Raw genomic sequence first — 23,806 nt, 5'->3', positions numbered from 1 at the left:
TGCTCCGGGGTGAGACTGGAAAGCTGAGCGATCCAGTGGTTGAACTGACTCGCTTTCATGATCCACCCCCACAGGTGGAGACGTCATGACCAGCTTAGCCTGTTACAACAGCTAACTCAGACATAGCCTTTTCTTTTCAGCATGGTGAATAGCGGCAATCCCGCTCAGGCATTGCCGACGAGCTTCAGACGGGCGGCATGGGTGAAGTCGAGCATGCGCGCGAGTGGCTTGACTGCCCGGGGGATCAGCGCTGGATCGACGAAAATCTCGTTGATGCCCTCCCGCAGACTCGTCAAGGTACGTTCAAGGGTGTTCATCGCCATCCACGGGCAGTGCGCACAGCTGCGGCAGGTCGCCCCACTCCCTGCCGTGGGCGCCTCGACGAAGAGCTTGCCTGGACAGAGCTGCTGCAGCTTGTAAAAGATGCCGCGATCAGTGGCGACGATAAAGGTCGGATTAGGCAGCGTCTGCGCCGCCTTGATCAACTGACTGGTCGAGCCCACCGCGTCAGCCAGTTCTATCACCGCCTCCGGAGACTCCGGATGGACCAGCACGGCGGCATCGGGATAGAGCTGCTTCATGTCGATCAGTTGCTTGGCCTTGAACTCCTCATGGACGATGCAGGCCCCATCCCAGAGCAGCATGTCGGCGCCGGTTTCGCGCTGGATGTAGCGACCTAAATGGCGATCCGGTGCCCAGATGATCTTTTCGCCGTTGTCCATCAGGCTTTCGACGATCTCGAGTGCACAGCTGGAAGTGACCACCCAGTCGGCCCGCGCCTTGACCGCCGCCGAGGTATTGGCATAGACCACTACAGTACGCTCGGGATACTGATCACAGAAGGCGGAAAACTCCTCCAAGGGACAACCCAGATCCAGCGAACAGGTCGCCTCCAGGGCCGGCATCAGCACACGCTTTTCCGGATTGAGAATTTTCGCCGTCTCGCCCATGAAGCGCACGCCGGCGACGAGCAGCGTCTGCGCCGGATGCTGGCTGCCGAAGCGGGCCATTTCCAGGGAGTCGGCGACGCAGCCACCGGTTTCCTCGGCTAGCGCCTGAAGTAGCGGATCGCAATAGTAGTGAGCTACCAGTACGGCATTCTGCTTGCGCAGCTCGGCGGCGATCTCGCGGCGGTAATGGGCTTCTTCCTCGGCACTCAGCGGCCTAATTTGCTTGGCATCGAGGTGAGCCTGAACAAGGAAGCGTTCGGAAATGTGCGTCATATTCGCTGGACCTGCAGGCACGTGCGCGGAAGGCCAGTATATCACCTGCAATTCTGCCAGAGAGGTCGGAGCAGACAGGAGAAAGAACTCGCAGAGGAGAAATGGCTGTTTATGCCGACCCGAGAGATGGGAGCGCTGGAGATCGAACACAGAGTCCCGCGACAATCATTTGTCGCGGGCTGACTCTAGCATACTCACCGCCTGGTCCGACTCAGGCGCTTGGCATTGCCCACTGCTCGTTTATGCAGCGGAGCCATGCCCTTGCCCAGCACAGCCAGCATGGCGGACTGAAATGCCTGTGCCGACCTGAAACACGCACCTTTGCCGCCCAGCATCGGGTTCCAAGCCTTCATCAGCGAAAAGGCGAGTTCCCGATTGACTTGGAACATCTGCATATACATGGCCATCCAGGATTCACTGAAGGCAGCCACCTTCTCTGCCCCCATCAGATGAAACTCGCGTCGGTCCCTGGCGGCCGGGTTCGACCCCGCCATGGCTATGCGGACAACGCGCAGAGCAATAACCTGGGGTACTGCTACCGCAAGCTCGGCGGCCTGCTTGGAAACGCGATTCGTTCGATGACGGGTTCGAGCCATACCATCCTCCAGAAATCGGACTATAAACAGGCTTCCACAGATCACTTGCGATACGCCAGACGCAACCCCAAGAGCAGCAACCTGGGACCCTGCTAGAGGAACAGTATAGAAAAACCCATCCAGTCAGCGACTTTACCGAAGACGAGAAGATGATTGACTAGAAGGCGAACTTTGATGCCAAACGCCAAACGAAGATGCGCACTGCACCTGATACGAACAACGCACTCACCGGGCAAGCGGCGATTACGATCGCCACTACCGATGAACAAGTCGAGAGGAAGGATGGTGGGTCGTGTAGGATTCGAACCTACGACCAATTGGTTAAAAGCCAACTGCTCTACCGACTGAGCTAACGACCCAACGTGAAGCGTATAATACTGATTTATCTCAGAATTTCAACAGCCCTCTCAAAAAAAGTCACATATAGCGAGTAGGGTCGACAACGCCGGCTGCGGCGAAACCGGCAGCCCTCAATCGACAGGAGTCGCACTTGCCGCAGGCACGGCCCTCCTCGTCGGCCTGATAGCAGGACACCGTCAATCCATAATCGACCTCGTAGCGCAGACCGACCTGAATGATCTCGGCCTTGCCGAGATTCTGCAACGGCGCCCGAATGCGGAAGCCCTGCCCCTCCACACCAGCCTTGGTCGCCAGGTTGGCCATCTGCTCGAAGGCCTCGATGAACTCGGGACGGCAATCCGGATAGCCGGAGTAATCCACCGCATTGACGCCGATGAAGATGTCACGCGCTCCCAGCACTTCGGCCCACCCCAGCGCCAGAGCGAGGAACACGGTATTGCGCGCCGGTACATAGGTGACCGGAATGCCTTCACTGGGCGTCTCCGGCACCGCGATCGCTGGATCGGTCAGCGCCGAACCACCAATTCCGTCAAGGTCCAGACCGATCACCTTGTGCTCCACCACGCCAAGTTGCCGGGCCACCCGCTCGGCGGCTCGCAGCTCGGCACGGTGACGTTGCCCATAATCGAAGCTCATGCTGTAGCAGGCATAACCCTCAGCCTGCGCCAAGGCAACCACGGTGGCGGAGTCGAGACCGCCGGACAGCAGGATGACCGCTTTTTTCTCGCTCATTTCGTATCGTCTCGGTAAGACTTGCAAGGCCGGGACATCCGGCTGGCGGAAACAAAATCGCTCAGCGTCCCTGCGCGTCGTTCCAGAGGATCTTGTGCAGCTGCAGTTGCAGGCGCACCGGCAGGTTGTCGGCGATGATCCAGTCCGCCAGCTCCCGGCCATCCAACTGACCATGGCTGGGTGAGAACAGCACCTCGTCGACACGCTCATCCAGGCAATATTCGATCAGCTTGGAAACCGCCCAATCATAATCCTGGCGGGAGCAGAGCACGAACTTCACCTGATCGTTGCGGGTCAGCAGGGCTATGTTCTCGTAGCGATTGCGTGCGACCTCCCCCGAACCCGGGGTTTTCAGGTCGAGCACTCGGCTCACCCGACAATCCACGGCCGAGATGTCGAAGGCTCCACTGGTTTCCAGGGAAACCTCATAGCCGGCGTCGCAAAGCTGGCGCAAAAGCGCAATGCCATTCGGCTGGGCCAGCGGCTCACCACCGGTGACACAGACATAACGAGGCCTGTAGCCGGCCACGCGCTCGAGGATCGCCGGCAAGGAGAGAATCTCTCCGCCGCTGAAGGCGTAGGTGGTATCACAATAGCGACAGCGCAGGGGACAGCCAGTGAGGCGCACGAATACCGTCGGCAAGCCGACAGTACGCGTCTCCCCCTGCAACGAGTAGAAGATCTCGGTAATTCGCAGGGTTTCTTGCATATCAGCCACGGGCGTGACGGCGAAACAGGCCATCCGCCTCCGTTGCGGGAAATAAGGGACGTGGATTCTAACGGAAAAACCCGCGACAGGCGCGGGCTTCCGCAGCGAGAGGCTCAGCGCAGATTCTGCAGATCACGCCGAGCCAGTTGAGCCGCTGAACTGCCGGGGTACTGGACAATAACCTGCTGCAGAGCGGACCTCGCCTTCTCCGTATTGCCCAAGCGACGCTCGACGTCTGCCAGCTTGTACAGCGAATCGGGCACCTTGGGATGCTTCGGGTAGTTCTGGCTGACTCGTGCGAAGGCTTGACCGGCTCCCTGCAGGTCACCCTTGGCCAGATTCACCTCGCCCAGCCAGTACTGCGCATTGCCGGCGTACTGGCTGTTGGGGTATTTGCGCAGGAAGGCGGTGAACGCCTGGCTGGCCTTGTCGAAATCCTTGGCCTTGATCAGATCGAAGGCTGCATCGTAATACAGTTTTTCCTTTTCCGGATCGGCTGGCCCGCTGCTCGCTGGGGCCTGGGTGGCCGGCGGCACAGGGGCTCTGCCGGTATCAATGGCACCGGCGGGAACATTCTGCTGAGCCGAAGCACCTGCGGCCCCGGACAGACGGCTGTCGAGCTCCTGGTAGCGATCCAGACTTTCCTGCTTCAGACGGCGGATCTCGTACTGCTGCTCCTCGACCATGCCGCGCAGACGCGAAACCTCGTCCTGCAGCTGTTGCAACTGCAGGAACATCTCGCCCTGTGCCGAGGTCGGCGTACTCATCGGTCCCCCGGCATAGGCACCGCTCGCATCCTGTACGGCCTGTGGGTAACCATTACTGGCGTAACCGTAACCGGCAGAATTATCCACCACGGGAGCCTCGGCCCAGGCTGCGAGCGGCAGACCGAGCGCCAACAGGGATATGACACGGCGGCACTGATTCATGGCGAATTACTTGTGCAGTTCGACGCGACGGTTTTGCTCCCAGGACGGCTCGTCGGCACCACCGGCAGCAGGACGCTCTTCACCGTAGGAGACCAGCTCCAATTGGGCCGGGGAAACCCCTTGCAGCACCAGGTAGCGCTGGACGGCCTTGGCACGACGCTCGCCCAGAGCCATGTTGTACTCGCGGGTACCACGCTCGTCAGTATGACCTTCCAGCACAACGCGGGCGCCATTGCCCTTCAGATCCCCGGCATGCACGTCCAGAGCACGCATGGCTTCCGGCTTCAGATCGGAGCTGTCGTACTCGAAATAGAAGGTGGTGATTGCACGCAGTGCGGCCTCGTCGCCGCCCATGCTGCCATCATAAGAGCCAGAGCCAGAGTCGTAGCCAGAGGTACCGGCGCCGTAGCCTGCATTCGGATCAACGCCGCCATTGGCGCCAGCGCCTTCCCCGGAAGCGTCACCGCCCCTGGAAGAACAACCAACGGCAACCGCCATGGCCAGCGCCAGCGCGGCGAATTTACCGAATTTCAGCATTTGCATGATGGAACTCCTATAAGGAAGCTCAGGTGTTGTGTGAGATTGTTGGTTTGGAATGTTGTATCACTTCAGGTAGGGAGACCAGGACGGCTCGCGAACCTCGCCTTGCGCGGTAGGAAGCGGGAGCCTGACCCTGCCGTTGATCGACACGAGCATCAAGACTCCCCGGCCCTGCTGACGGGTGGCGTAGATTAGCATGGTGCCATTAGGCGCAACAGTGGGCGACTCGTCCAGGCTGGTCTCCGACAGCACCCGCAGGCTGCCGCGCTCGAGGTCTTGGGCAGCCACCTTGAAATTGGTGTAGCCGTCCTGACGATGGATCATCACCAGGGTCTTCTCGTCGGCTGACAACTTCGGATTGGCGTTGTAGTTGCCGACGAAGGTCACCCGCTCCGCCGCGCCGCCGATACTCTGCCTGTAGATCTGCGGCTTGCCGGCACGGTCGGAGGTGAAGTAGAGGGTCTGGCCGTCCGCGCCCCAGAAAGGCTCGGTATCGATCCCGAAGTGGTTGGTGACCCGCTGCAACTGCCGGCTGGCCAGGTTCATCACGTAGATTTCCGGGTTGCCGTCCTTGGATAGCACGAAGGCTAGACGGGAACCATCCGGCGAGAAGGCCGGCGCGCCGTTGAGCCCCTCGAAGTTGGTGATCTGCTCGCGGCGACCGGTATCGACGTGCTGGATGAAGATGCGCGGGCGCTTCTGCTCGAAGGAAACATAGGCGATGCGCCGACCATCGGGTGCAAAGCGCGGCGACAGGATCGGTTCACGGGATTGCAGCAGGGTCACCGCCCGCGCACCATCGTAGTCGGAGCGCTGCAGGCTGTAGCGGGTGCCGCCGCCCATGCGCTCGGCGGTGACGTAGAGCAGACGGGTGGAGAAGGCACCCTTGATGCCGGTTAGCTTCTCGAACGCCTGGTCGGCGATGTAATGGGCCATGTCGCGCAGCTGGTCGCCGCCGCCGCTGACAGTGCCGGCCAGTACCTGCTGCTCGGTGGCCACATTCATCAGCGCATATTGAATCTGCAGACGACCTCCGGCCGGAACTATGCTGCCGACCAGTACATACTGGGCACCCAGCGCAGTCCAATCACGGTAGATGATCTCGCCGGCGCTGGCCGGCTGGCTGATCATGTTCTGCCGGGGAATCGGCTCGAAGACACCCGAGTTGCGCAGGTCGTTGCCGACGATCTCGGCCATGTCGTCGCTCATCACGCTACCGCCCTGCCAGCCGAAAGGCACCACGGCAATCGGCGTGGCACGTGCGGTACCGCTGGTTACCACCAGCGGATCGGCCGCCTGGGCGATGCTGGCCAGCAAGGCCAATCCGAGCAGGGCGAGACGAATCAGGGTATTCACAGATTCAAATCCTCAGGTTTGAAAATCATGCGCCGCTGCCGGTAATTCCGATCGAAATTGGCGCGATCCAGTTGCCGCAACTCCGGGATTCTGCCCACGTTGCGCACAGCGGCGACGGCTGAATTGTCGAAGGGCGTATCCCCGCTGGAACGGGTCACCCGCGCATTGGTTATGGTGCCATCCGGTAGCATCTGGATCAGCACCTCTACGCTCATTCCATTACGGGCCGACGGCGGCCGGCGCCACTGCTGGCTGACCAGACCGACGATCAGATCGTCGAAATTGCCGGCGACTCGATCGCCCTGACTCTCGGCCAGGGCCTGCTGCCGCTCCGTGGCATCGGACAGCAATTCGGCCAGGGCCTGGGCCTTCTTGTCCTCGGCGGCCTTGCGCGCGGCCTCGGCTGCAGCTTTCTTCTTGGCTTCCTCGGCGGCCGCCTTCTTCTTCGCTTCTTCCGCGGCTTTTTTCTTGGCCTCTTCGGCGGCTGCCTGCCTCTTCGCCTCTTCCGCAGCCTTCTGCTTGGCAGCTTCGGCAGCTGCCTGCTTCTTCGCCTCTTCCGCGGCCTTCTTCCTGGCCTCTTCGGCGGCCGCCTGCTTCTTCGCCTCTTCCGCGGCCTTCTGCTTGGCAGCTTCGGCAGCAGCCTGCTTCTTCGCCTCTTCCGTGGCCTTCTGCTTGGCAGCTTCGGCAGTTGCCTGCTTCTTCGCCTCTTCCGCGGCCTTCTGCTTGGCAGCTTCGGCAGCAGCCTGCTTCTTCGCCTCTTCCGTGGCCTTCTGCTTGGCAGCTTCGGCAGCTGCCTGCTTCTTCGCCTCTTCCGCGGCCTTCTGCTTCGCAGCTTCGGCGGCGCCCTGCTGCTTGGCGGCCTCGGCGGCGGCCTGTTTCGCCGCTTCCGCCCTTCGAGCCTCTTCGGCTTTCTTTTGTTCCGCCGCCCTGACCATAGCCAGTTGTTGCTCGCTCCTCTTCTGTTCCATCTGCTCGACCTCATATTGGCGAGCAGCGGTTTTCTTCGCCTCTCCGGCAATCTTCTGGTTGGTCTGGGTAGTTGCCTGGCTCTGCGACTTCATTTGATACAGCGTGGCCTGGACGATCGGTCTGGCCGGCGGCAACGTCGGTGCCATGGAGATACTGACGAACAGCATGGCGAAGACGAGAAGATGCAGGCCGACCGCCAGCACGATCGGCCAGAAATAGCTTTCCGAGGAGGAGCGCTCGCGCCGTTGCATCAGGGCGCCTCGGTGATCAGCCCGACATTGCCTACGTCGGCCCCTTGCAGGCCCCCCATCAGGGCCATGACCGCCCCGTAGTCGACGGACTTGTCGCCGCGCACAAATACTTGCACCTGCTTACCCTGGCTGCGGGACTGAGCGATGATCTTGCTCACCGCATCGACTAGCTCGTCCAGCTTCTGGGCGGTGTCCTGCGCGGTTTCGGTATCCACCTCGCTGCCCATGTTCCAGTAGTAGCTTTTGTCGGCCTTGATGGAAATGGTCAGTACCTGCGCACCGTTGTCCTGCGGCAGCACCTCGCTGGACACCTTGGGCAGATCGACCTTGACGCCCTGGTTGAGCATGGGGGCGGTCACCATGAAGATCACCAGCAGCACCAGCATCACATCGATATAGGGCACCACATTCATCTCGGCGACCGGCTTGCGCCTGTTGCGAATTCTCGCCATCAGCTAGGGCCTCATGCGTCCGAAGTGTGCACCTTGCGATGCAGGATTGCCTGAAACTCGTCGGCGAAGGTGTAGTAGCGGGCAATCAGCATCTCGCCACGCGCGGAAAAGCGGTTGTAGGCGATGACCGCAGGAATTGCGGCGAACAGGCCGATGGCGGTGGCGATCAGCGCCTCGGCGATCCCCGGCGCCACGGTGGAGAGCGTCGCCTGCTGCACCTGGGCCAGGCCACGGAAGGAGTTCATGATTCCCCAGACGGTGCCAAACAGGCCGATGTAGGGGCTGGTGGAGCCCACGGTGGCGAGGAACGGCAGGCTCTGCTCGAGCTTTTCCTCCTCACGGGAAATCGCCACGCGCATGGAGCGAGACACCCCCTCCATCACCGCATCCGGAACGACTCCGGACTGCTGGCAGAGCCGGGAGAACTCCTTGAAACCGGCGCGGAATATGCGCTCCAGGGCAGAGTCCGGATCCGGCTCGCTGCCCGCCTGGCGATAGAGCTTGGACAAGTCGATGCCCGACCAGAAGCGCTCTTCGAAGGTATCCAGCGATTTCTTGGCAGCGCGCAGCATGTTGCCGCGCTGGAAAATCATGATCCACGAAGTGACCGAGGCGGCCACCAGGGTGAACATGACCAGTTGCACCACCAGGCTGGCGTTGCTGATCAGGCTCCACATGGACATATGGTCAACGGCGTTGGCTTCCACGCTTACTCTCCTGCTGAAGGTAGACCCGGGCCCGTCAAGGCGGCCCGCAGCGCTTCGGGAATGGCCCGGGGTTTCAAACTGTCGGCGCGCACACAGGCCACCAGAACCCGCCCCTCGCAGAGCAGCGCATCATCTGCAGCACGCCGCACTTGTTGATGGAAGCGCAGGCTGGCGCGGTTCAATTCGCACACCAGTGCACTCACCAGCAGTTCGTCGTCCAGCCGCGCCGGCGCGAAATAGCGCGCCTCGCTGGAGTGCACGACGAACAGCAGGCTCTCCTCCCCCGCCAGCCGGGATTGGGCGAAACCCAGCGTGCGCAGCCGCTCGGTACGGGCCCGTTCCATGAATTTGAGGTAATTGACGTAGTAGACGATGCCACCGGCGTCGGTGTCTTCGTAATATACCCGACAGCGGTGGATGAACGACGGTACTCCGCTTTGCGCGCGCATACTCTAGTGCCAGCTCTCAAGGTTGCCAATCGGGCGGTAAAACAATTTTCCCTCACTCGCCACCAGCCGTTTCGTCGGCGAACGGGTCGGCCGTCACCGCCTCCATTCGGGTAGGCAGGTTCAGGCCGAAATGCAGGTAGGCATGGCGCGTGACTACCCGCCCGCGCGGGGTGCGCATCATGTAGCCCTGCTGGATGAGGTAAGGCTCGAGGACGTCCTCGATGGTATGGCGCTCCTCGCTGATCGCCGCAGCCAGGCTGTCCACACCGACCGGGCCGCCGTCGAACTTCTCGATCAGGGTCAGCAGCAGGCGCCGGTCCTGATGATCGAAGCCGCGCTCGTCGACGTCCAGGAGATTCAGCGCCAGGTCGGCGATCTGCCGGGTGATCCGCCCGTCCCCGCGCACCTGAGCGAAATCCCGCACCCGACGCAGCAGGCGGTTGGCGATGCGCGGCGTGCCGCGGGCGCGGCGGGCGATCTCGAAGGCGCCCTCGGCCTCGATCGGCAAGCCGAGAATACCGGCGGAGCGACTGACGATGATCGACAGATCGGCGATGGAATAGAACTCCAGGCGCTGGACGATGCCGAAGCGGTCACGCAGCGGATTGGTCAGCATGCCGGCACGGGTGGTGGCGCCGACCAGGGTGAACGGTGGCAGGTCGAGCTTGATCGAGCGCGCGGCCGGCCCCTCGCCGATCATGATGTCGAGCTGGAAGTCCTCCATGGCCGGATAGAGCACCTCCTCGACGACGGGCGAGAGGCGGTGGATTTCATCGACGAACAGCACGTCGCCGGACTCCAGATTGGTCAGCAGCGCGGCGAGATCGCCGGGGCGCTCCAGTACCGGACCCGAGGTGCTCTTCAGCGACACCCCCATCTCCTGGGCGATGATATTGGCCAAGGTGGTCTTGCCCAACCCTGGCGGGCCGAAGATCAGGGTATGGTCGAGGGCTTCGCGACGTCCTCTGGCCGCCTGGATGAACAGCTCCATCTGCTCGCGCACCACCGGCTGGCCGATGTACTCAGCCAGCTTCAGCGGGCGGATGGCCCGGTCCTGCTGCTCCTCGCGATCACGGCCGGTCGCGGTGATCAGACGGTCCGCTTCAATCACTTAGGCCATCCCCCGCAACGCCCGGCGAATCAGTTCCTCGCTACTCAAACCTTCCTCCTGCACGGTGGCGACCGCGCGACTGGCTTCCTGCGGCTTGAAACCGAGGGCGACCAGCGCGCTCAGCGCATCGCTTTCCGCGCTTGTGACTGGGGTGCCAGGGTGAGACTCCAGCGCCAACGGGGCGATGGCCGGCAGGCTTTCCCAGGCCTTGAAGCGGTCCTTGAGCTCGACCAGCAGGCGCTCGGCGGTCTTCTTGCCGACCCCTGGCACCCGGGTCAGCACCGAGGTGTCCTGGGCCTGCACGCAGCGCACCAGCTCGTCCACCTCCAGGCTGGACATCAGCGCCAGCGCCAGCTTGGGGCCGACGCCATTGAGACGGATCAGCTCGCGAAACAGCTCGCGCTCGCGCCTCTCGCAGAAACCGTAGAGCAGATGAGCATCCTCGCGCACCACCACATGGGTATGCAAGGTGACCGCCTCGTTCAGCGAAGGCAGACGATAGAGGGTGGTCATCGGTACCTCGACCTCATAGCCGACACCATTGACCTCCACGAGCAGGTGCGGCGGCTGCTTCTCCACCAGGATACCGCGCAAACGTCCGATCAAGATCCGCTTTCCTTGTTCACAAACGCAACCGCCCGCTCCGCCGTCTGGCGCCATTCAGACCATGGGGAATCAGGCTCTGCCGGTGGTGGGCGTGGCACAGAGCGATGGCCAGGGCGTCGGAGGCGTCGATCTGTGGCTTCTGCACCAGCCTGAGCAGATGCATCACCATCATCTGCACCTGCTGCTTGTCTGCTCCACCGCTGCCAACGATGGCCTGCTTGACCTGGGTGGCCGTGTACTCGGCGATCTCCAGGCCCGCCTCCGCCGCCGCGACGATCGCTGCGCCGCGCGCCTGGCCGAGCTTCAGAGCGGAATCGGCGTTGCGCGCCATGAATACATGCTCGATGCCCATGGTCACCGGGCCCTGACTCCGAATGATCTCGCGCACGCCGCGATACACTGCCTGCAGACGCTCGGGCAAGGCACCGCTGCCGGTGCGGATGCAGCCGGAGGCAATATATTCGCAACCACGCCCACTGTCGCGCACCACGCCGAAACCGGTGATCCGCGAACCAGGGTCGATACCCAGAATAAGCGTCATGAGATGGAAGCTTGAAGCCGAAAAAAAGGCCTGGCTTCAAGCCTCAAACCCGCCATCAGCCGAGTTGCTCCATGATCTCGTCGGGAATCTCGGCGTTGTGGTAGACGTTCTGCACATCGTCCAGGTCTTCCAGCATGTCGAGCAGCTTGAGCACCTTCTGCGCGGTTTCCAGATTGGCAATCGGCGCGGTGGTCGAGGGGATCATCGCCACCTCGGCCTCGTCGCCCTTGAAGCCGGCCGCGGTCAGCGCCTCGTTTACCGCAAGGAAGTCGGCGAAGCTGGTGAACACGTCCACCGAACCGTCGTCGTTGGTCACCACATCGTCGGCGCCGGCCTCCAGGGCCGCCTCCATCAGGGCGTCTTCGTCGACACCCGGGGCGAAGCTGATCTGCCCCTTGCGCTCGAACATGTAGGCCACCGAACCATCGGTCCCCAGGTTGCCGCCAGACTTGCTGAAGGCGTGGCGCACTTCGGCGGCGGTGCGATTGCGGTTATCGGTCATCGCCTCGACGATGATGGCCACGCCGCTCGGCGCGTAACCCTCGTAGCTCAACTCGGCCATATTGTCGGCATCGTTGGAGCCGGCACCGCGGGCGATGGCCCGGTCGATAGTGTCACGGGTCATGTTGGCGGTCAGAGCCTTGTCCACGGCCAGGCGCAGGCGCGGATTGTCCGCCGGGTTGCCGCCGCCGTGCTTGGCGGCGACGGTCAGCTCGCGAATCAGCTTGGTGAAGATCTTGCCCCGCTTGGCGTCCTGACGCTCCTTGCGGTGCTTGATGTTGGCCCATTTGGAATGACCAGCCATAACTCACTCCGTCTTTCTATCTGTTCGATGTGCTCTTGCCGGCGATGCCGATTACTCGGCCTTCGGTTGTTCACGCAGGCGAATATGCAGTTCGCGCAGTGCCTTGGCGTCCACCGCGCCGGGTGCCTGGGTCATGACGCAGGCGGCGCTCTGGGTTTTCGGGAAGGCAATGACTTCACGGATCGACTGGGCGCCGGTCATCAGCATTACCAGGCGGTCCAGGCCGAAGGCCAGGCCGCCGTGCGGCGGCGCACCGAACTTCAGGGCATCGAGGAGGAAGCCGAACTTCTCCTGCTGCTCCGCCTCGCCGATGCCGAGCACGCGGAACACCGCCTGCTGCATGTCCTTGTGGTGGATGCGGATGGAGCCGCCACCCAGTTCGGTACCATTGAGCACCATGTCGTAGGCGCGCGACAGCGCCGCGGACGGATTGGCTTCCAGCTCTTCCGCAGAGCAGCTCGGCGCGGTGAAGGGATGGTGCAGCGCGCTCAGGCTGCCGTCGTCGCTCTCCTCGAACATCGGGAAGTGCACCACCCACAGCGGCGCCCAGTCGCAGGTGAGCAGGTTCAGGTCATGACCGAGCTTGACGCGCAGCGCCCCCAGCGCCTCGCAGACGATCTTCGCCTTGTCGGCACCGAAGAACACGATATCGCCATCGACCGCCCCGACGCGATCGAGAATCACGCTGAGGTTGGCCTCCGGGATGTTCTTCACGATCGGCGACTGCAGGCCCTCGACGCCCTTGGCGCGCTCGTTGACCTTGATGTAAGCCAGGCCCTTGGCGCCGTAGATACCGACGAACTTGGTGTACTCGTCGATCTGCTTGCGCGGCATGCTGGTCCCGCCCGGAACGCGCAGGGCGGCCACGCGGCACTTGGGATCGTTCGCCGGGCCGGCAAACACCTTGAACTCGACATTGGTCAACTGGTCGGCCACGTCCACCAGCTCCAGCGGGATGCGCAGGTCTGGCTTGTCCGAGCCGTAGCGACGCATGGCCGTCTCATGGCGCATGTGCGGGAAGTCGCCCAGGTCCACATCCAGCACTTCCTTGAACAGCTTGCGGATCATGTTCTCGGTGATGCCCATGATGTCCGCCTCGTCGAGGAAGCTGGTCTCGATGTCGATCTGGGTGAATTCCGGCTGACGATCGGCGCGCAGGTCCTCGTCGCGGAAGCACTTGGCGATCTGGTAGTAGCGGTCGAAGCCGGCAACCATCAGCAACTGCTTGAACAGCTGCGGCGACTGCGGCAGGGCGAAGAAGCTGCCGGCGTGGGTGCGGCTCGGCACCAGGTAGTCGCGCGCGCCTTCCGGGGTGGCGCGGGTCAGAATCGGGGTTTCCACGTCGAGGAACCCGTTCTCGTCCAGGTAGCGGCGGATGCTCGAGGTGATGCTGGAACGCAGCTTCAGCTTGGCGGCCATCTCCGGACGACGCAGGTCGATGAAGCGGTAGCGCAGGCGGGTTTCCTCACCGACGTCGCTGTACTCGTCCAACGGGAACGGCGGAGTCTCGGCCTGATTCAGCACCTCCAGCTGGTAACCCAGCACCTCGATGGCGCCGCTGACCATGTTTGGATTGACCGCGCCGGCCGGGCGCAGACGCACCTTGCCGGTGATCTTGACCACGTATTCGCTGCGCACCCGGTCAGCCTTGGCGAAGGTTTCTGCACGGTCCGGGTCGAACACCACCTGGGCCAGGCCTTCGCGGTCGCGGATGTCGAGGAAGATCACCCCGCCATGGTCGCGGCGACGGTGTACCCAGCCGCAGAGGGTGACTTCCTGGCCTTCCAGGCTTTCGTTCAGTTGGCCGCAATAGTGGCTGCGCATCATGATGGTGCTTCTTCTCTCGATTCTTGAATTCGGGTGGAGCGGCTCACTCGGCCGCCGCGCAGGCGCCGCCGCAACCGCCGGCTGCACAGGCGGGTGCATTGTCGCCGCTGGCGAGGTTCTTCTTCGCGCCGGTCTTGAAGTCGGTCTCGTACCAGCCGCCGCCCTTGAGGCGGAAGCCTGGCACCGAGAACAGCTTCTTCAGCTCGGGCGACTTGCAGCTCGGACAATCGACCAGCGGCAAAGCGGGGGATTATATATGGTTAATCGACCCCGTGCAGCCCGCCCAGGCCCCGCCGATTCTGTACGCGCAGTATCCGCCGCCGTACAATGCCCGCCACTTTTCCGCCCCCGCAACGGACAGAACGGCCCAACATGCGCACCAGTCAGTATCTGCTCTCGACCCTCAAGGAAACCCCCTCCGATGCCGTGGTGATCAGCCACCAGCTGATGCTGCGCGCCGGAATGATCCGCAAGCTGGCCTCCGGTCTCTACACCTGGCTGCCGCTGGGGTTGCGCGCTCTGCGCAAGGCCGAGGCGGTCGTCCGTGAGGAAATGAACAAGGCCGGCGCCCTGGAGGTGCTGATGCCGGCCATCCAGCCCGCCGAACTGTGGCAGGAGTCCGGTCGCTGGGAACAATACGGCCCCGAACTGCTGCGCATCCGAGACCGGCATGGCCGCGAGTTCTGCGTCGGCCCGACCCACGAGGAAGTGATCACCGACCTGGCACGCAACGAGCTGAACAGCTACAAGCAGCTGCCGATCAACTTTTACCAGATCCAGACCAAGTTCCGCGACGAAATCCGCCCGCGCTTCGGCCTGATGCGCGGCCGCGAATTCCTGATGAAGGATGCCTACTCCTTCCACCTCACCCAGGAATCGCTGCAGGAAACCTACGACCGCATGCACCAGGCCTACTGCAACATCTTCAGCCGCCTGGGCCTTGACTTCCGCCCAGTGCAGGCCGACACCGGCTCCATCGGCGGCACCGGCTCCCACGAGTTCCACGTGCTGGCCGAGTCCGGCGAAGACGATATCGCCTTCAGCGATATCTCCGACTATGCCGCCAATACCGAGAAAGCCGAAGCTGTCCCCCGCGAGCAAGTGCGTGGTGCGCCGACCGAGGAACTGCGCCTGGTCGATACCCCCGACGCCAAGACCATCGACGAGTTGGTCCGGCAATTCAATCTGCCCATCGAGAAGACCGTCAAGACCTTGGTGGTACACGGCATCGAGGAAGGCCAGCTGATCGCCCTGATCGTCCGCGGCGACCATGAACTGAACGAGATCAAGGCCGCCAACCTGGCGCAGGTCGCCAGCCCCTTGGCATTCGCCTCGGAAGCCGAGATCCGCGCCGCCATCGGTGCTGGCCCGGGCTCCCTGGGCCCGCTGAACCTGCCGATCCCCTGCATCGTCGACCGCTCGGTGGCGCTGCTGAGCGACTTCGGCGCCGGCGCCAACCTCGACGGCAAGCATTACTTCGGCCTCAACTGGGAGCGCGACCTGCCGCTGCCGGAAATCGCCGACCTGCGCAATGTGATCGAAGGCGACCCGAGCCCGGACGGCCGGGGCACCCTGGTGATCAAGCGCGGCATCGAGGTTGGGCACATCTTCCAGCTCGGCACCAAGTACAGCGAGGCGATGAACTGCAAGGTACTCGGCGAGAATGGCAAGCCGGTGACCCTGCTCATGGGCTGCTACGGCATTGGCGTGTCCCGCGTGGTCGCTGCCGCCATCGAGCAGAACTACGACAAGCGCGGCATCCTCTGGCCGGAGGCGCTGGCGCCGTTCCAGATCGCGCTGGTGCCGATGAAGTACGAGAGCGCCGTGGTCAAGGAAGCCACCGACCGCCTGTACGCCGAGCTGGTCGCCGCTGGCTACGAAGTGCTACTCGACGATCGCGACAAGAAGACCAGCCCCGGGGTCAAGTTCGCCGACATGGAACTGATCGGCATCCCCCACCGCATCGTGGTGAGCGAGCGCGGCCTAGCCGAGGGCACTCTGGAATACAAGAGCCGCCGCGAGACCGAAGTCCAGGCCATCCCGGCCGCCGACCTCCCGTCCTTCCTTAGCAACCGCATTGGCCGCTGATTCCACTCCATGCCCACCCGAAGCTCCCCGTGCCTCGGCGCCGCGCTCTGCGGCGCCCTCCTGCTCGCCGGCTGCGCCAACCAGCTGCCCCAGCGCAGCGAGCATGAAGAGCGCGTCGAACGCAAACTCCTGAGCCACAGCCTGCAGATCGAGCTCGGCGAGCCGGCCATGCTGGAGCTGCCGCAGCGGCGCATCCGCATCCATGACCAGCGGACCTTCGAGGTCCGCGAGTTCGAGGTGAGCCGCCGCTACGACCGCTATACCCCCTACCAGCCCTGGCGGGAACTCTACGAGATCCCCCTGGGGGCGATGACGGTGGTGGCCGGGATCGCCGCCAACGTGCTCAACGTGGTCGCCCTCGGCAACCTGCCCGACCTTGCCACCAAGGGCTGGATCGACTATGGCTTCGCCGGGCTCAACCCGGCGATGAACATCGAGTCCAACGGCCGCTCCCAGCAGAACCTGGCCCGCCTGGACGAGCGCCTGAAGGACGAGCGTACGGAGTACTCCAGCCTGCCCTGGGCCGAACGGCCGGTGTCGGTCAGGGCCGGGGCACGGACCTACGAACTACTCACCGACCGCCACGGCGCTCTGCACCTGAACCTGCTCGACAGCCCCTTCAGCCTGCAGGACGCCCGTGTCGCCAGGCTGCAGCTGAACGTGGAGGACCCCCAGGACGGCACCCGCGCGGAAGCCGTCCTGCCAGTCAGCCGCAGCCTGGGCGGCAAGCTGCGTGAGGCCCACGACCTGGTCTACGCCGATCTCGAAAGCGACGAGGTCGGGCAATGGGTGCACCGGGTCAAGCGACTCGCAGAACTCGGCCTGGAGGAGGAAGCCAGCGAGCTGGAACAGAGCTTGATCGAACTGACCCGCCACGACCCGGAGCTGCAGCAGGAGTTTCTCGACAGCCTGCTGAAGAAGAGCGGCCGCCGGGTGGTGGCTCCCTCCGGCCACTGAGGGCGGCGGCATGCAGCTCCAGCGACTCGCCCTACGCTGCCTGCTCGCCCTGCCACTGCCGGCCGCCGCCAGCCTGCCGCAGGCGCCGGAGCCGGAACTGCGCACCCTGCTGCAGCGCACGGTCGCTGAGGCGGACAGTTTCGCTGATCGCTTCGAGGCGGAGGTCTGGCTGCTGGACATGTCGACCCGCCTGAACCGCTACCTGCCGGATCACGCCGAGCGCCTGAGCCTGCTGCGCACGGTGCATCGCGAGGCGAACAAGGCCGGCCTGCGCCCCGACCTGGTACTGGCGGTGATCCACGCGGAAAGCCGCTTCGACCGCTTCGCCATTTCCCCGGTCGGCGCTCAGGGGATGATGCAGGTCATGCCGTTCTGGAAGACTGAACTGGGCCGCCCGCAGGACAACCTCACCGACAACGCCACCAACCTGCGCTACGGCTGCACCATCCTCAGCTATTACCTGAAGAAGGAGAAGGGCGACCTCAGCCGCGCCCTGGCTCGCTATAACGGCAGCCTGGGGCAATACCGCTACCCATCGCGGGTAATCGGCCTGTGGCACGACTTCTGGTACGTCAAGTAGCGACGAACCCCATTCAGAGCAGCACGCGAAAATCCACGAACCCCTGCAAGGTCACGTTCTCCAGCTCCACCCCGTCGACCCGTGCATGCTGGGGGCCTTTCCACAGCCAGTCCGCCAGCTCGCGCACCGCCGTCTCCTCGCCCTCGACCCAGGCCTCGACCCGCCCGTCGGCAAGGTTCTGTACCCAGCCGGCCAGCGCCAGGCGCTCAGCGTGCAACGCCGTGCTCTGCCGGTAACAGACCCCCTGCACCCTGCCGCTGACCAAGGCATGCAAGCCGATTCGCGCCATCTCAGGACTCCTCCCCACGCAGTGTCCGCAGGCGTGCAGTCAGGCCGGCAGCGGTCTGCTCGCCGAGCAGTCGCTCGCGCAGCCGGCCCTGCGCATCGACGATATAGGTGACCGGCAACACCTCGCCAGGCGGCAACTGCAGACGCTCGCCCGGGTCCTGCGCCAGCACGCTGAAGCGGATGCCCAGCGCCTCGCTGGCACGGGCCAGCTCGGCGCCCTGCAGACCGTCGAAGTTCACCCCGACGACGCGCACGCCACGGCCCCGATACTGCTCGGCCAGGGCGTTCAACTGGGCAATCTCGCCGCGGCAGGGCGAGCACCACTCCGCCCAGTAATTGATCACCAGCCACTGGCCTTCCAGCTGTTCGGCGGCGACCGTCCGCCCATGCTGGTCGACCCCCCAGTCCTCGCTACAACCGGCCAGCGCCAGTCCGGCGACCAGCGCCAGGACGACTCCCACTCGCCTTCCCATAAGGCTCCTCCCACGACGATCCATGATCCAGCAGACATCTTGTCGAACAAAGCATCGCCAGCAAGCTGGCTCCCACGTAAATATAATCTACCCTCCCCATCCGGAGCGGCCGCTCAGGACTCCGGCGGAGGCGGCTGCAGCCAGTGCGCCAGGCTCTCGCCGAACAGCGCCGCGCGCTCCCGCTGGAGTCGCTCCAAGGCACAGCGCAAGGCCGGGAACCAGGGCTCGTCAAGACGCTCGGGAAGCTGATCGAGGTGCGGCAGCGGCCAAGGCGAACGACTCAGCAGTAACTCCAGGCTGTAGCGATTCAGGTCCCGGCAGAGCACCCAGCCGCCATCGCTGGTGCGGTAGACCAGTTGCTCGCGCTCGAGGAAATCGAGGATCTCATCCCAGACCGCATCGGGCAGCGGCCAGCCGGCACGCTGCATATCAGGCTGGCGGACGACCTGGCCGGACTGCTGGCTCTGGTGGAACACCCGCAGCACGCCCAGCAGTACCAGCAGGTGCGGCAGCGGATTGCGCCGCCAGCGCCGAGAGGCGGACAGGTTGCAGACCAGCTCGGCGCCCAGCAGCACGATCATCCAGCTCAGGTAGATCCACAGGAGGAACAGCGGCACGGTGGCGAAGGCCCCGTAGATCAACTGATAGGTGGGAAACAGGCTGACATAGAGGCCGAACAGCGCCTTCGCCGCCTCGAACAGCACGGCGGCGAACAGCCCGCCCTGCAGCGCATGGCGTAGCGGCACCACGGTGTTGGGCACCGCCGCATAGAGCAGAGTGAAGGCCGCCGCGCTGAACACCAGGGGCATGAAGTTCAGCAGCATCCTCGCCCCCGCCAGGGCATAGGGATCGAAGAACAGCGCCAGGGAGGTGATGTAGGTACTCAGCGCGAAGCCCGTCCCCAGCAGCAGCGGCCCCAGACTGAGGATCGCCCAGTGGAGCAGGAAGCTGGACAGGCCACGGCGCGGCTGGCGCACCCGCCAGATGGTGTTGAAAGTATGCTCGATGGTCATCAGCATGAGGAGCGCGGTGACCATCAGCAGCCCCACACCGAGCCAGGTCAGATGGCGCGCCTGCTCGATGAAGGTCTTGAGGTAATCCTGCAGCATGGCACCGCTGGAGGGCACGAAGTTGCGGAAGATGAAACCCTGGATCTGCTCGCCCACGCCCTGGAACTCCGGGATGACCGAGAGCACGACGAAGATCAGGGTCATCATCGGCACCACCGCGAACAGTGTCGTATAGGTCAGCGCTGCGGCGCTCTTCGGGCCATGATCGGCCAGAAAGCGCTCGAACAGATAACGCCAGAAATCCAAGATATCGACAAAGCGTTGACGCATGCCCTTTCCTTATCGTGAGCGATAACGAGCACAGGGTTCACCCATGCGCCGGGGTGGTTAGAATAGCGGCCCCACCCCGCTGGATGCGATCTACCCATGACCGATCTGACGCTCTATCACAACCCCCGCTGTTCCAAGTCCCGCAGCGCGCTGGAACTGCTTGAGGCCCGCGGCCTGCAACCCAGGGTGGTGCGCTACTTGGAAACCCCGCCCAGCGCCGCAGAGCTCGAGGAGTTGCTCGGCAAGCTCGGCATCCCGGCCCGCCAGCTGCTGCGCAGCGGCGAAGAGGAATACCAGGCCCTGAACCTGGCCAACCCCGCGCTGGGCGAGGCACAGCTGATCGAGGCCATGGCCGCCCATCCCCGGCTGATCGAGCGGCCGATTCTGGTGGCCGGCGACCGCGCGGTGATCGGCCGTCCGCCGGAGAAGGTCCTGGAGTTGCTGCCGTGAGCGCATCCTATATCCTGGTGCTGTATTACAGCCGCCACGGCGCCACTGCCGAGATGGCCCGGCAGATCGCCCGTGGCGTCGAGCTCGGCGGCCTCGAAGCGCGCCTGCGTACGGTGCCAGCGGTTTCCGCCGAGTGCGAGGCCGTGGCTCCGGCAATCCCCGTCGAGGGCGCCCTCTATGCCAGTCTGGACGATCTGCGCCACTGCGCCGGACTGGCGCTCGGCAGCCCGACCCGCTTCGGCAACATGGCCGCCCCGCTGAAATACTTCCTCGACGGCACCAGCAGCCTGTGGCTGACCGGCGAGCTGGTCGGCAAGCCAGCGGCTGTGTTCACCTCCACCGCCAGCCTGCACGGCGGCCAGGAAACCACCCTGCTATCGATGCTGCTGCCCCTGCTGCACCACGGCATGCTGGTCTGCGGCCTGCCGTACAGTGAGACGGCGCTGCTCGAGACCCAGGGCGGCGGCACGCCCTACGGCGCCAGCCACCACGCCGGCAGCGACGGCAAGCGGCCCCTCGACGAGCATGAAATCGCCCTCTGCCGCGCCCTCGGACGGCGTCTGGTGCAGACTGCGCGCAAACTGGGAAGCTGAAATGGCCAAGAAGAACAAACCGCTGCCGGCACTGGACTGGCTGGAGCCGCGCCAGCGCTTGGCCCGCTGGCTCAGCCTGGCACTATTTCTGGCCCTAGTGGTGCTGCTCAGCGTCTGGTACCTGCTGATCGTCGACCTGCACGGCGCGCGCCCCTGGGTGATCCTCAGCGTACACTGGCTGCCCTTGGCGATCCTGGCCCCGGGCATGCTGCTCGGCAATGCCCGCGTGCATGCCTGGACCTGCTACGTGGTCAACCTGTACTTCATCCAGGGCGTGGTCACCGCCTTTCAACCAGGCCGCCTGCTGTTCGGCACGCTGGAGGCCGGTTTCAGCCTGGCCCTGTTCTGCAGTGCCCTGCTCTACACCCGCTGGCGTTTCCAGTACGAGCGCAAGCTGGCGGGGGAATAAGCGCCATTCCGCGAACCGCGCAGCGCAGCGCAGCGCAGCGCAAGATCCAGCGTGCAGGTACGGCAGCAGCCTGCGGCCGGTTCTTCACCAGCCCAGGGTTTCCTTGAGGAAGGGAATGGTCAGCTTGCGCTGGGCCTGCAGCGAGGCCTGATCCAGCTTGTCGAGCAGCTCGAACAGCGCCGCCATACTGCGCGAACCGCGGGTGAGAATGAAGCGCCCGACCTCGTCGGTGAGGTGCAGGCCGCGGCGCGAGGCGCGCAGTTGCAGGGCACGCAGCTTGTCCTCATCGGACAGCCCCTGGAGCTGGAAGACCAGCGCCAGGGTCAGCCGCGATTTCAGGTCCGGCAGCTTGACCGGCAGTTCGCGCGGCGGCACCGCGGCGGACAGCAGCAGGCGACGGCCGCAATCGCGCAGGCGGTTGAACAGGTGGAACAGCGCCTCCTCCCAGTCCGTACGCCCGGCGATCGCTTCCAGATCGTCCAGGCAGACCAGCTCGCTCTGCTCCAGATTGTCCAGCAGCACAGGACCGTAGTCCGCCACCTCGGCCAGCGGCAGGTAGATCGCCAGCTCGCGGCGCTGCTCGAAGCGGATGCAGGCAGCCTGCAGCAGATGACTGCGCCCGACGCCCTCGCCCCCCCATAGGTAGATCAGGCTTTCGGTCCAGCCTGCGTCGGGCTCGCAGAGTCGCTCGGCATAGCCAAGCGCCGCCGCGTTGGCGCCGGGATAGAAATTGGCGAAGGTGGCGTCGTCGCGCAGACGCACCCCAAGGGGCAACTGGATCGGTTTCATGTCGGCCCGGGCGGTTCCACGGAACCGCCGCTGGAGTCTCCGTGGCTGGACTCTCCATAAATGACGGAAAGTTTATATAAATCGTGGACATGACGCAGCAAGACCATGATCACCGCGGCGACCGGCAGGGCCAGCAGTACGCCGGTGAGGCCGAACAGCTGGCCGCCGGCAAGGACGGCGAAGATCACCGCCACCGGATGCAGGCCGATCCGGTCGCCAACCAACAGCGGTGTCAGCAGCATGCCTTCGAGCAACTGGCCGACGGTGAACACCGCCACCACGCCGAGCAGGGGATAGAGATCGCCGCCGAACTGGAACAGCGCAGCGATGAGGGCGGCGCCGATGCCGACCACGAAGCCCATGTAGGGCACGATGCTCGCCAGCCCGGCCAGCAGGCCAATCAGCAGACCCAGGTCAAGGCCGATCAGCATCAGCCCCAGTGCATAGACGACGCCGAGCGCCAGCATCACTAGCAACTGCCCGCGCAGGAAGGCGCCGAGCACCTCGTGGCACTCGCCGGTCAGCCCCACCACCATGCCTTCTCGCCGCCTAGGCAGCAGAGTACGCAGCTTGGCCACCAGAATGTCCCAGTCGCGCAGCAGGTAGAAGCTCACTACCGGCACCAGCAGCAGATTGCCCAGCCAGGCGAGCAGGGCCAGGCCGGAGGCAGTAGCCTGGCTGAGCAGCTGGCTGACGATGTTGGTGGTCTTGTCCAGTTGCCCGGCGAACATCGCCTTGAGCTGGTCCAGATGCCAGAAGCCCTTGGCCAGCCCCAGCTTGACCTGGACCCACGGCAGGACCACCTGTTGCAGCCAGTCGAGCATCAACGGCGCCAACTCGTAGAGATGCACCAGCTGCCGGCCCAGCATCGGCACCAGGAACAGCAGGACCAGCAGCAGCAGCAGGCCGAACAGGGCGAACACCGCCACCACTGCCCAGGTCCGCGACAACCCGCGGCTCTCCAGACGGTCCACCAGGGGATCGCCCAGATAGGCCAGCAGTACGCCGACCAGGAAGGGCGAAAGAATCGGCATCAGCAGATAGATCAGCCAGCCGGCGAAGAACAGGCCGGCCAGCCAGAGCCAGCGGTTCGAATCGGTCATGTGGAATCCTTGTGCCTGCGATACTTGTCGGTCCAGTCCCGCACATAGTTGACGGCGCTGGCCAGGCTGCCCAGCACCACCAGCGCGATCAGCGGCGGACGCAGCACGGCGGAGGCCGGCAGCAGGCTCGCCTGCAGCAGCACCACGCTCACCAGGGTGGTCTGCAGAAAGGTGGAAAGCTTGCCCAGCCGGCTCGGACTGATCTCCAGGGAGCCGACCCGCCAGCGGTAGCAGACGGCGCCGACGACGATTAGCACATCCCGCATCAGCACCACCAGTGTCAGCCACCAGGGAATCAGTCCCACCAGGCTCAAGCAGAGGCAGCTGACGATGAGCAGCAGCTTGTCCGCCAGCGGATCGAGCAGGGCTCCAAGCCGGCTGCCCCAGGCGAAGCGGCGGGCAAGAAAGCCATCCAGCGCATCACTGAGGCCGGCCAGGACGAACACCAGCAGGGCCGCTCCGTATGCCTCGGAGAGAATCAGCCAGGCGACCGGAGGCACCAGCAGAAAGCGCAGCAGGGTCAGGAGATTGGGCAAGTGATGCATGGACGGCTCCGGCCGCTGCTTCGGCCCT

At 64.1% G+C, this 23,806-nt stretch carries 29 protein-coding genes and 1 tRNA gene; 6 read left to right on the top strand and 24 right to left on the bottom strand.

Annotated features, from left to right (window positions below; all coding sequences use genetic code 11):
- Positions 1-164: 164 nt before the first annotated feature.
- The 18 genes from nadA to ACYVD0_RS11415 all read right to left on the bottom strand — a co-directional run bounded on the left by nadA (position 165) and on the right by ACYVD0_RS11415 (position 14,404).
- Positions 165-1,223, bottom strand: a complete 1,059-nt coding sequence (gene nadA / locus ACYVD0_RS11500; protein WP_460426943.1) for a quinolinate synthase — start codon at positions 1,221-1,223, stop codon at positions 165-167.
- A 194-nt stretch (positions 1,224-1,417) separates the two neighbouring features.
- The gene (locus ACYVD0_RS11495; RefSeq protein ID WP_460426942.1) at positions 1,418-1,819 is read right to left on the bottom strand and encodes a polyhydroxyalkanoate granule-associated phasin; all 402 of its coding nucleotides are present in this window, start codon (positions 1,817-1,819) and stop codon (positions 1,418-1,420) included.
- A 283-nt stretch (positions 1,820-2,102) separates the two neighbouring features.
- Positions 2,103-2,178: transfer RNA gene (locus tag ACYVD0_RS11490), tRNA-Lys, on the bottom strand.
- Positions 2,179-2,236: 58 nt separating this feature from the next.
- The gene (queC, locus tag ACYVD0_RS11485; RefSeq protein ID WP_460426941.1) at positions 2,237-2,911 is read right to left on the bottom strand and encodes a 7-cyano-7-deazaguanine synthase; all 675 of its coding nucleotides are present in this window, start codon (positions 2,909-2,911) and stop codon (positions 2,237-2,239) included.
- Between the two features lie 61 nt (positions 2,912-2,972).
- The gene (gene queE / locus ACYVD0_RS11480; RefSeq protein ID WP_460426940.1) at positions 2,973-3,620 is read right to left on the bottom strand and encodes a 7-carboxy-7-deazaguanine synthase QueE; all 648 of its coding nucleotides are present in this window, start codon (positions 3,618-3,620) and stop codon (positions 2,973-2,975) included.
- A gap of 113 nt (positions 3,621-3,733) precedes the next feature.
- Positions 3,734-4,549: a tol-pal system YbgF family protein gene (gene ybgF, locus ACYVD0_RS11475; RefSeq protein WP_460426939.1), complete on the bottom strand. Its 816-nt coding sequence runs from the start codon at positions 4,547-4,549 to the stop codon at positions 3,734-3,736.
- 6 nt (positions 4,550-4,555) lie between these two features.
- Positions 4,556-5,092 carry a peptidoglycan-associated lipoprotein gene (gene pal / locus ACYVD0_RS11470; RefSeq protein ID WP_460426938.1) on the bottom strand — a complete coding sequence of 179 codons (537 nt, stop codon included), beginning with the start codon at positions 5,090-5,092 and terminating at the stop codon, positions 4,556-4,558.
- A gap of 60 nt (positions 5,093-5,152) precedes the next feature.
- Complete coding sequence (gene tolB, locus ACYVD0_RS11465; protein ID WP_460426937.1) at positions 5,153-6,445, bottom strand: Tol-Pal system protein TolB; 1,293 nt, start codon at positions 6,443-6,445, stop codon at positions 5,153-5,155.
- Positions 6,442-7,665: a cell envelope integrity protein TolA gene (gene tolA, locus ACYVD0_RS11460; protein WP_460426936.1), complete on the bottom strand. Its 1,224-nt coding sequence runs from the start codon at positions 7,663-7,665 to the stop codon at positions 6,442-6,444. Before tolA ends, tolB begins: the two co-directional genes overlap by 4 nt.
- A complete protein-coding gene (tolR, locus tag ACYVD0_RS11455; RefSeq protein ID WP_460426935.1) occupies positions 7,665-8,117 on the bottom strand; it encodes an ExbD/TolR family protein in 453 nt (150 codons plus the stop codon). The genes tolA and tolR overlap by 1 nt, the downstream gene beginning before the upstream one ends.
- Before the next feature lie 11 nt (positions 8,118-8,128).
- On the bottom strand, positions 8,129-8,824 hold the full coding sequence (tolQ, locus tag ACYVD0_RS11450) for a protein TolQ (RefSeq protein WP_460426934.1): 696 nt from the start codon (positions 8,822-8,824) through the stop codon (positions 8,129-8,131).
- Positions 8,825-8,826: 2 nt separating this feature from the next.
- Positions 8,827-9,273 (bottom strand): tol-pal system-associated acyl-CoA thioesterase, encoded by a 447-nt coding sequence (gene ybgC / locus ACYVD0_RS11445; protein WP_460426933.1) that lies wholly within the window; start codon positions 9,271-9,273, stop codon positions 8,827-8,829.
- 52 nt (positions 9,274-9,325) lie between these two features.
- A complete protein-coding gene (gene ruvB, locus ACYVD0_RS11440) occupies positions 9,326-10,384 on the bottom strand; it encodes a Holliday junction branch migration DNA helicase RuvB (protein WP_460426932.1) in 1,059 nt (352 codons plus the stop codon).
- On the bottom strand, positions 10,385-10,990 hold the full coding sequence (ruvA, locus tag ACYVD0_RS11435) for a Holliday junction ATP-dependent DNA helicase RuvA (RefSeq protein ID WP_460426931.1): 606 nt from the start codon (positions 10,988-10,990) through the stop codon (positions 10,385-10,387). It abuts the gene before it with no gap.
- Between the two features lie 16 nt (positions 10,991-11,006).
- Positions 11,007-11,531, bottom strand: coding sequence for a crossover junction endodeoxyribonuclease RuvC (ruvC, locus tag ACYVD0_RS11430; RefSeq protein WP_460426930.1), 525 nt, complete (start codon positions 11,529-11,531; stop codon positions 11,007-11,009).
- Between the two features lie 55 nt (positions 11,532-11,586).
- Positions 11,587-12,336 (bottom strand): YebC/PmpR family DNA-binding transcriptional regulator, encoded by a 750-nt coding sequence (locus tag ACYVD0_RS11425; RefSeq protein WP_460426929.1) that lies wholly within the window; start codon positions 12,334-12,336, stop codon positions 11,587-11,589.
- Positions 12,337-12,387: 51 nt separating this feature from the next.
- Positions 12,388-14,163 (bottom strand): aspartate--tRNA ligase family protein, encoded by a 1,776-nt coding sequence (aspS, locus tag ACYVD0_RS11420; protein WP_460426928.1) that lies wholly within the window; start codon positions 14,161-14,163, stop codon positions 12,388-12,390.
- 43 nt (positions 14,164-14,206) lie between these two features.
- Complete coding sequence (locus tag ACYVD0_RS11415) at positions 14,207-14,404, bottom strand: FmdB family zinc ribbon protein (protein WP_460426927.1); 198 nt, start codon at positions 14,402-14,404, stop codon at positions 14,207-14,209.
- 131 nt (positions 14,405-14,535) lie between these two features.
- Between ACYVD0_RS11415 and ACYVD0_RS11410 the strand changes: the two genes are divergently transcribed.
- Genes ACYVD0_RS11410 through ACYVD0_RS11400 form a run of 3 tightly spaced genes read left to right on the top strand, consistent with a single transcriptional unit; the run spans position 14,536 to position 17,788 of the window.
- A complete protein-coding gene (locus ACYVD0_RS11410) occupies positions 14,536-16,251 on the top strand; it encodes a proline--tRNA ligase (protein WP_460426926.1) in 1,716 nt (571 codons plus the stop codon).
- A 9-nt stretch (positions 16,252-16,260) separates the two neighbouring features.
- Positions 16,261-17,208 carry a hypothetical protein gene (locus ACYVD0_RS11405; protein ID WP_460426925.1) on the top strand — a complete coding sequence of 316 codons (948 nt, stop codon included), beginning with the start codon at positions 16,261-16,263 and terminating at the stop codon, positions 17,206-17,208.
- Between the two features lie 10 nt (positions 17,209-17,218).
- Positions 17,219-17,788, top strand: a complete 570-nt coding sequence (locus ACYVD0_RS11400) for a lytic transglycosylase domain-containing protein (protein WP_460426924.1) — start codon at positions 17,219-17,221, stop codon at positions 17,786-17,788.
- Between the two features lie 13 nt (positions 17,789-17,801).
- Here ACYVD0_RS11400 and ACYVD0_RS11395 read toward each other — a convergent pair whose 3' ends face one another.
- The 3 genes from ACYVD0_RS11395 to ACYVD0_RS11385 form a co-directional block, all read right to left on the bottom strand.
- On the bottom strand, positions 17,802-18,077 hold the full coding sequence (locus ACYVD0_RS11395; protein WP_460426923.1) for an acylphosphatase: 276 nt from the start codon (positions 18,075-18,077) through the stop codon (positions 17,802-17,804).
- Position 18,078: 1 nt separating this feature from the next.
- Positions 18,079-18,549 (bottom strand): TlpA disulfide reductase family protein, encoded by a 471-nt coding sequence (locus ACYVD0_RS11390; RefSeq protein WP_460426922.1) that lies wholly within the window; start codon positions 18,547-18,549, stop codon positions 18,079-18,081.
- 113 nt (positions 18,550-18,662) lie between these two features.
- Positions 18,663-19,889: a YihY/virulence factor BrkB family protein gene (locus ACYVD0_RS11385; protein WP_460426921.1), complete on the bottom strand. Its 1,227-nt coding sequence runs from the start codon at positions 19,887-19,889 to the stop codon at positions 18,663-18,665.
- A gap of 96 nt (positions 19,890-19,985) precedes the next feature.
- On the opposite strand from ACYVD0_RS11385, the gene arsC reads away from it, so the two are divergent.
- The 3 genes from arsC to ACYVD0_RS11370 are packed head-to-tail and all read left to right on the top strand — an operon-like array spanning position 19,986 to position 21,341.
- Positions 19,986-20,339, top strand: coding sequence for an arsenate reductase family protein (arsC, locus tag ACYVD0_RS11380; RefSeq protein WP_460426920.1), 354 nt, complete (start codon positions 19,986-19,988; stop codon positions 20,337-20,339).
- Complete coding sequence (wrbA, locus tag ACYVD0_RS11375) at positions 20,336-20,932, top strand: NADPH-dependent FMN reductase family protein (RefSeq protein ID WP_460426919.1); 597 nt, start codon at positions 20,336-20,338, stop codon at positions 20,930-20,932. The genes arsC and wrbA overlap by 4 nt, the downstream gene beginning before the upstream one ends.
- 1 nt (position 20,933) lies before the next feature.
- Positions 20,934-21,341, top strand: coding sequence for a DUF2069 domain-containing protein (locus ACYVD0_RS11370; RefSeq protein ID WP_460426918.1), 408 nt, complete (start codon positions 20,934-20,936; stop codon positions 21,339-21,341).
- Positions 21,342-21,425: 84 nt separating this feature from the next.
- Here the strand turns inward: ACYVD0_RS11370 and hda are convergent, their stop codons facing one another.
- From hda to ACYVD0_RS11355, 3 genes are read right to left on the bottom strand one after another with little or no spacing between them, the layout of a single operon-like run.
- Positions 21,426-22,130 carry a DnaA regulatory inactivator Hda gene (hda, locus tag ACYVD0_RS11365; RefSeq protein WP_460426917.1) on the bottom strand — a complete coding sequence of 235 codons (705 nt, stop codon included), beginning with the start codon at positions 22,128-22,130 and terminating at the stop codon, positions 21,426-21,428.
- Positions 22,127-23,233 carry an AI-2E family transporter gene (locus ACYVD0_RS11360; RefSeq protein ID WP_460426916.1) on the bottom strand — a complete coding sequence of 369 codons (1,107 nt, stop codon included), beginning with the start codon at positions 23,231-23,233 and terminating at the stop codon, positions 22,127-22,129. Before ACYVD0_RS11360 ends, hda begins: the two co-directional genes overlap by 4 nt.
- Complete coding sequence (locus ACYVD0_RS11355) at positions 23,230-23,778, bottom strand: CDP-alcohol phosphatidyltransferase family protein (protein ID WP_460426915.1); 549 nt, start codon at positions 23,776-23,778, stop codon at positions 23,230-23,232. The genes ACYVD0_RS11360 and ACYVD0_RS11355 overlap by 4 nt, the downstream gene beginning before the upstream one ends.
- Positions 23,779-23,806 lie beyond the last annotated feature (28 nt).

It is taken from the genome of Azotobacter armeniacus (genome assembly GCF_054779355.1).
The sequence above is the reverse complement of the archived record's forward strand: the minus strand, read 5'-3'. Positions and strand labels throughout refer to the sequence as shown.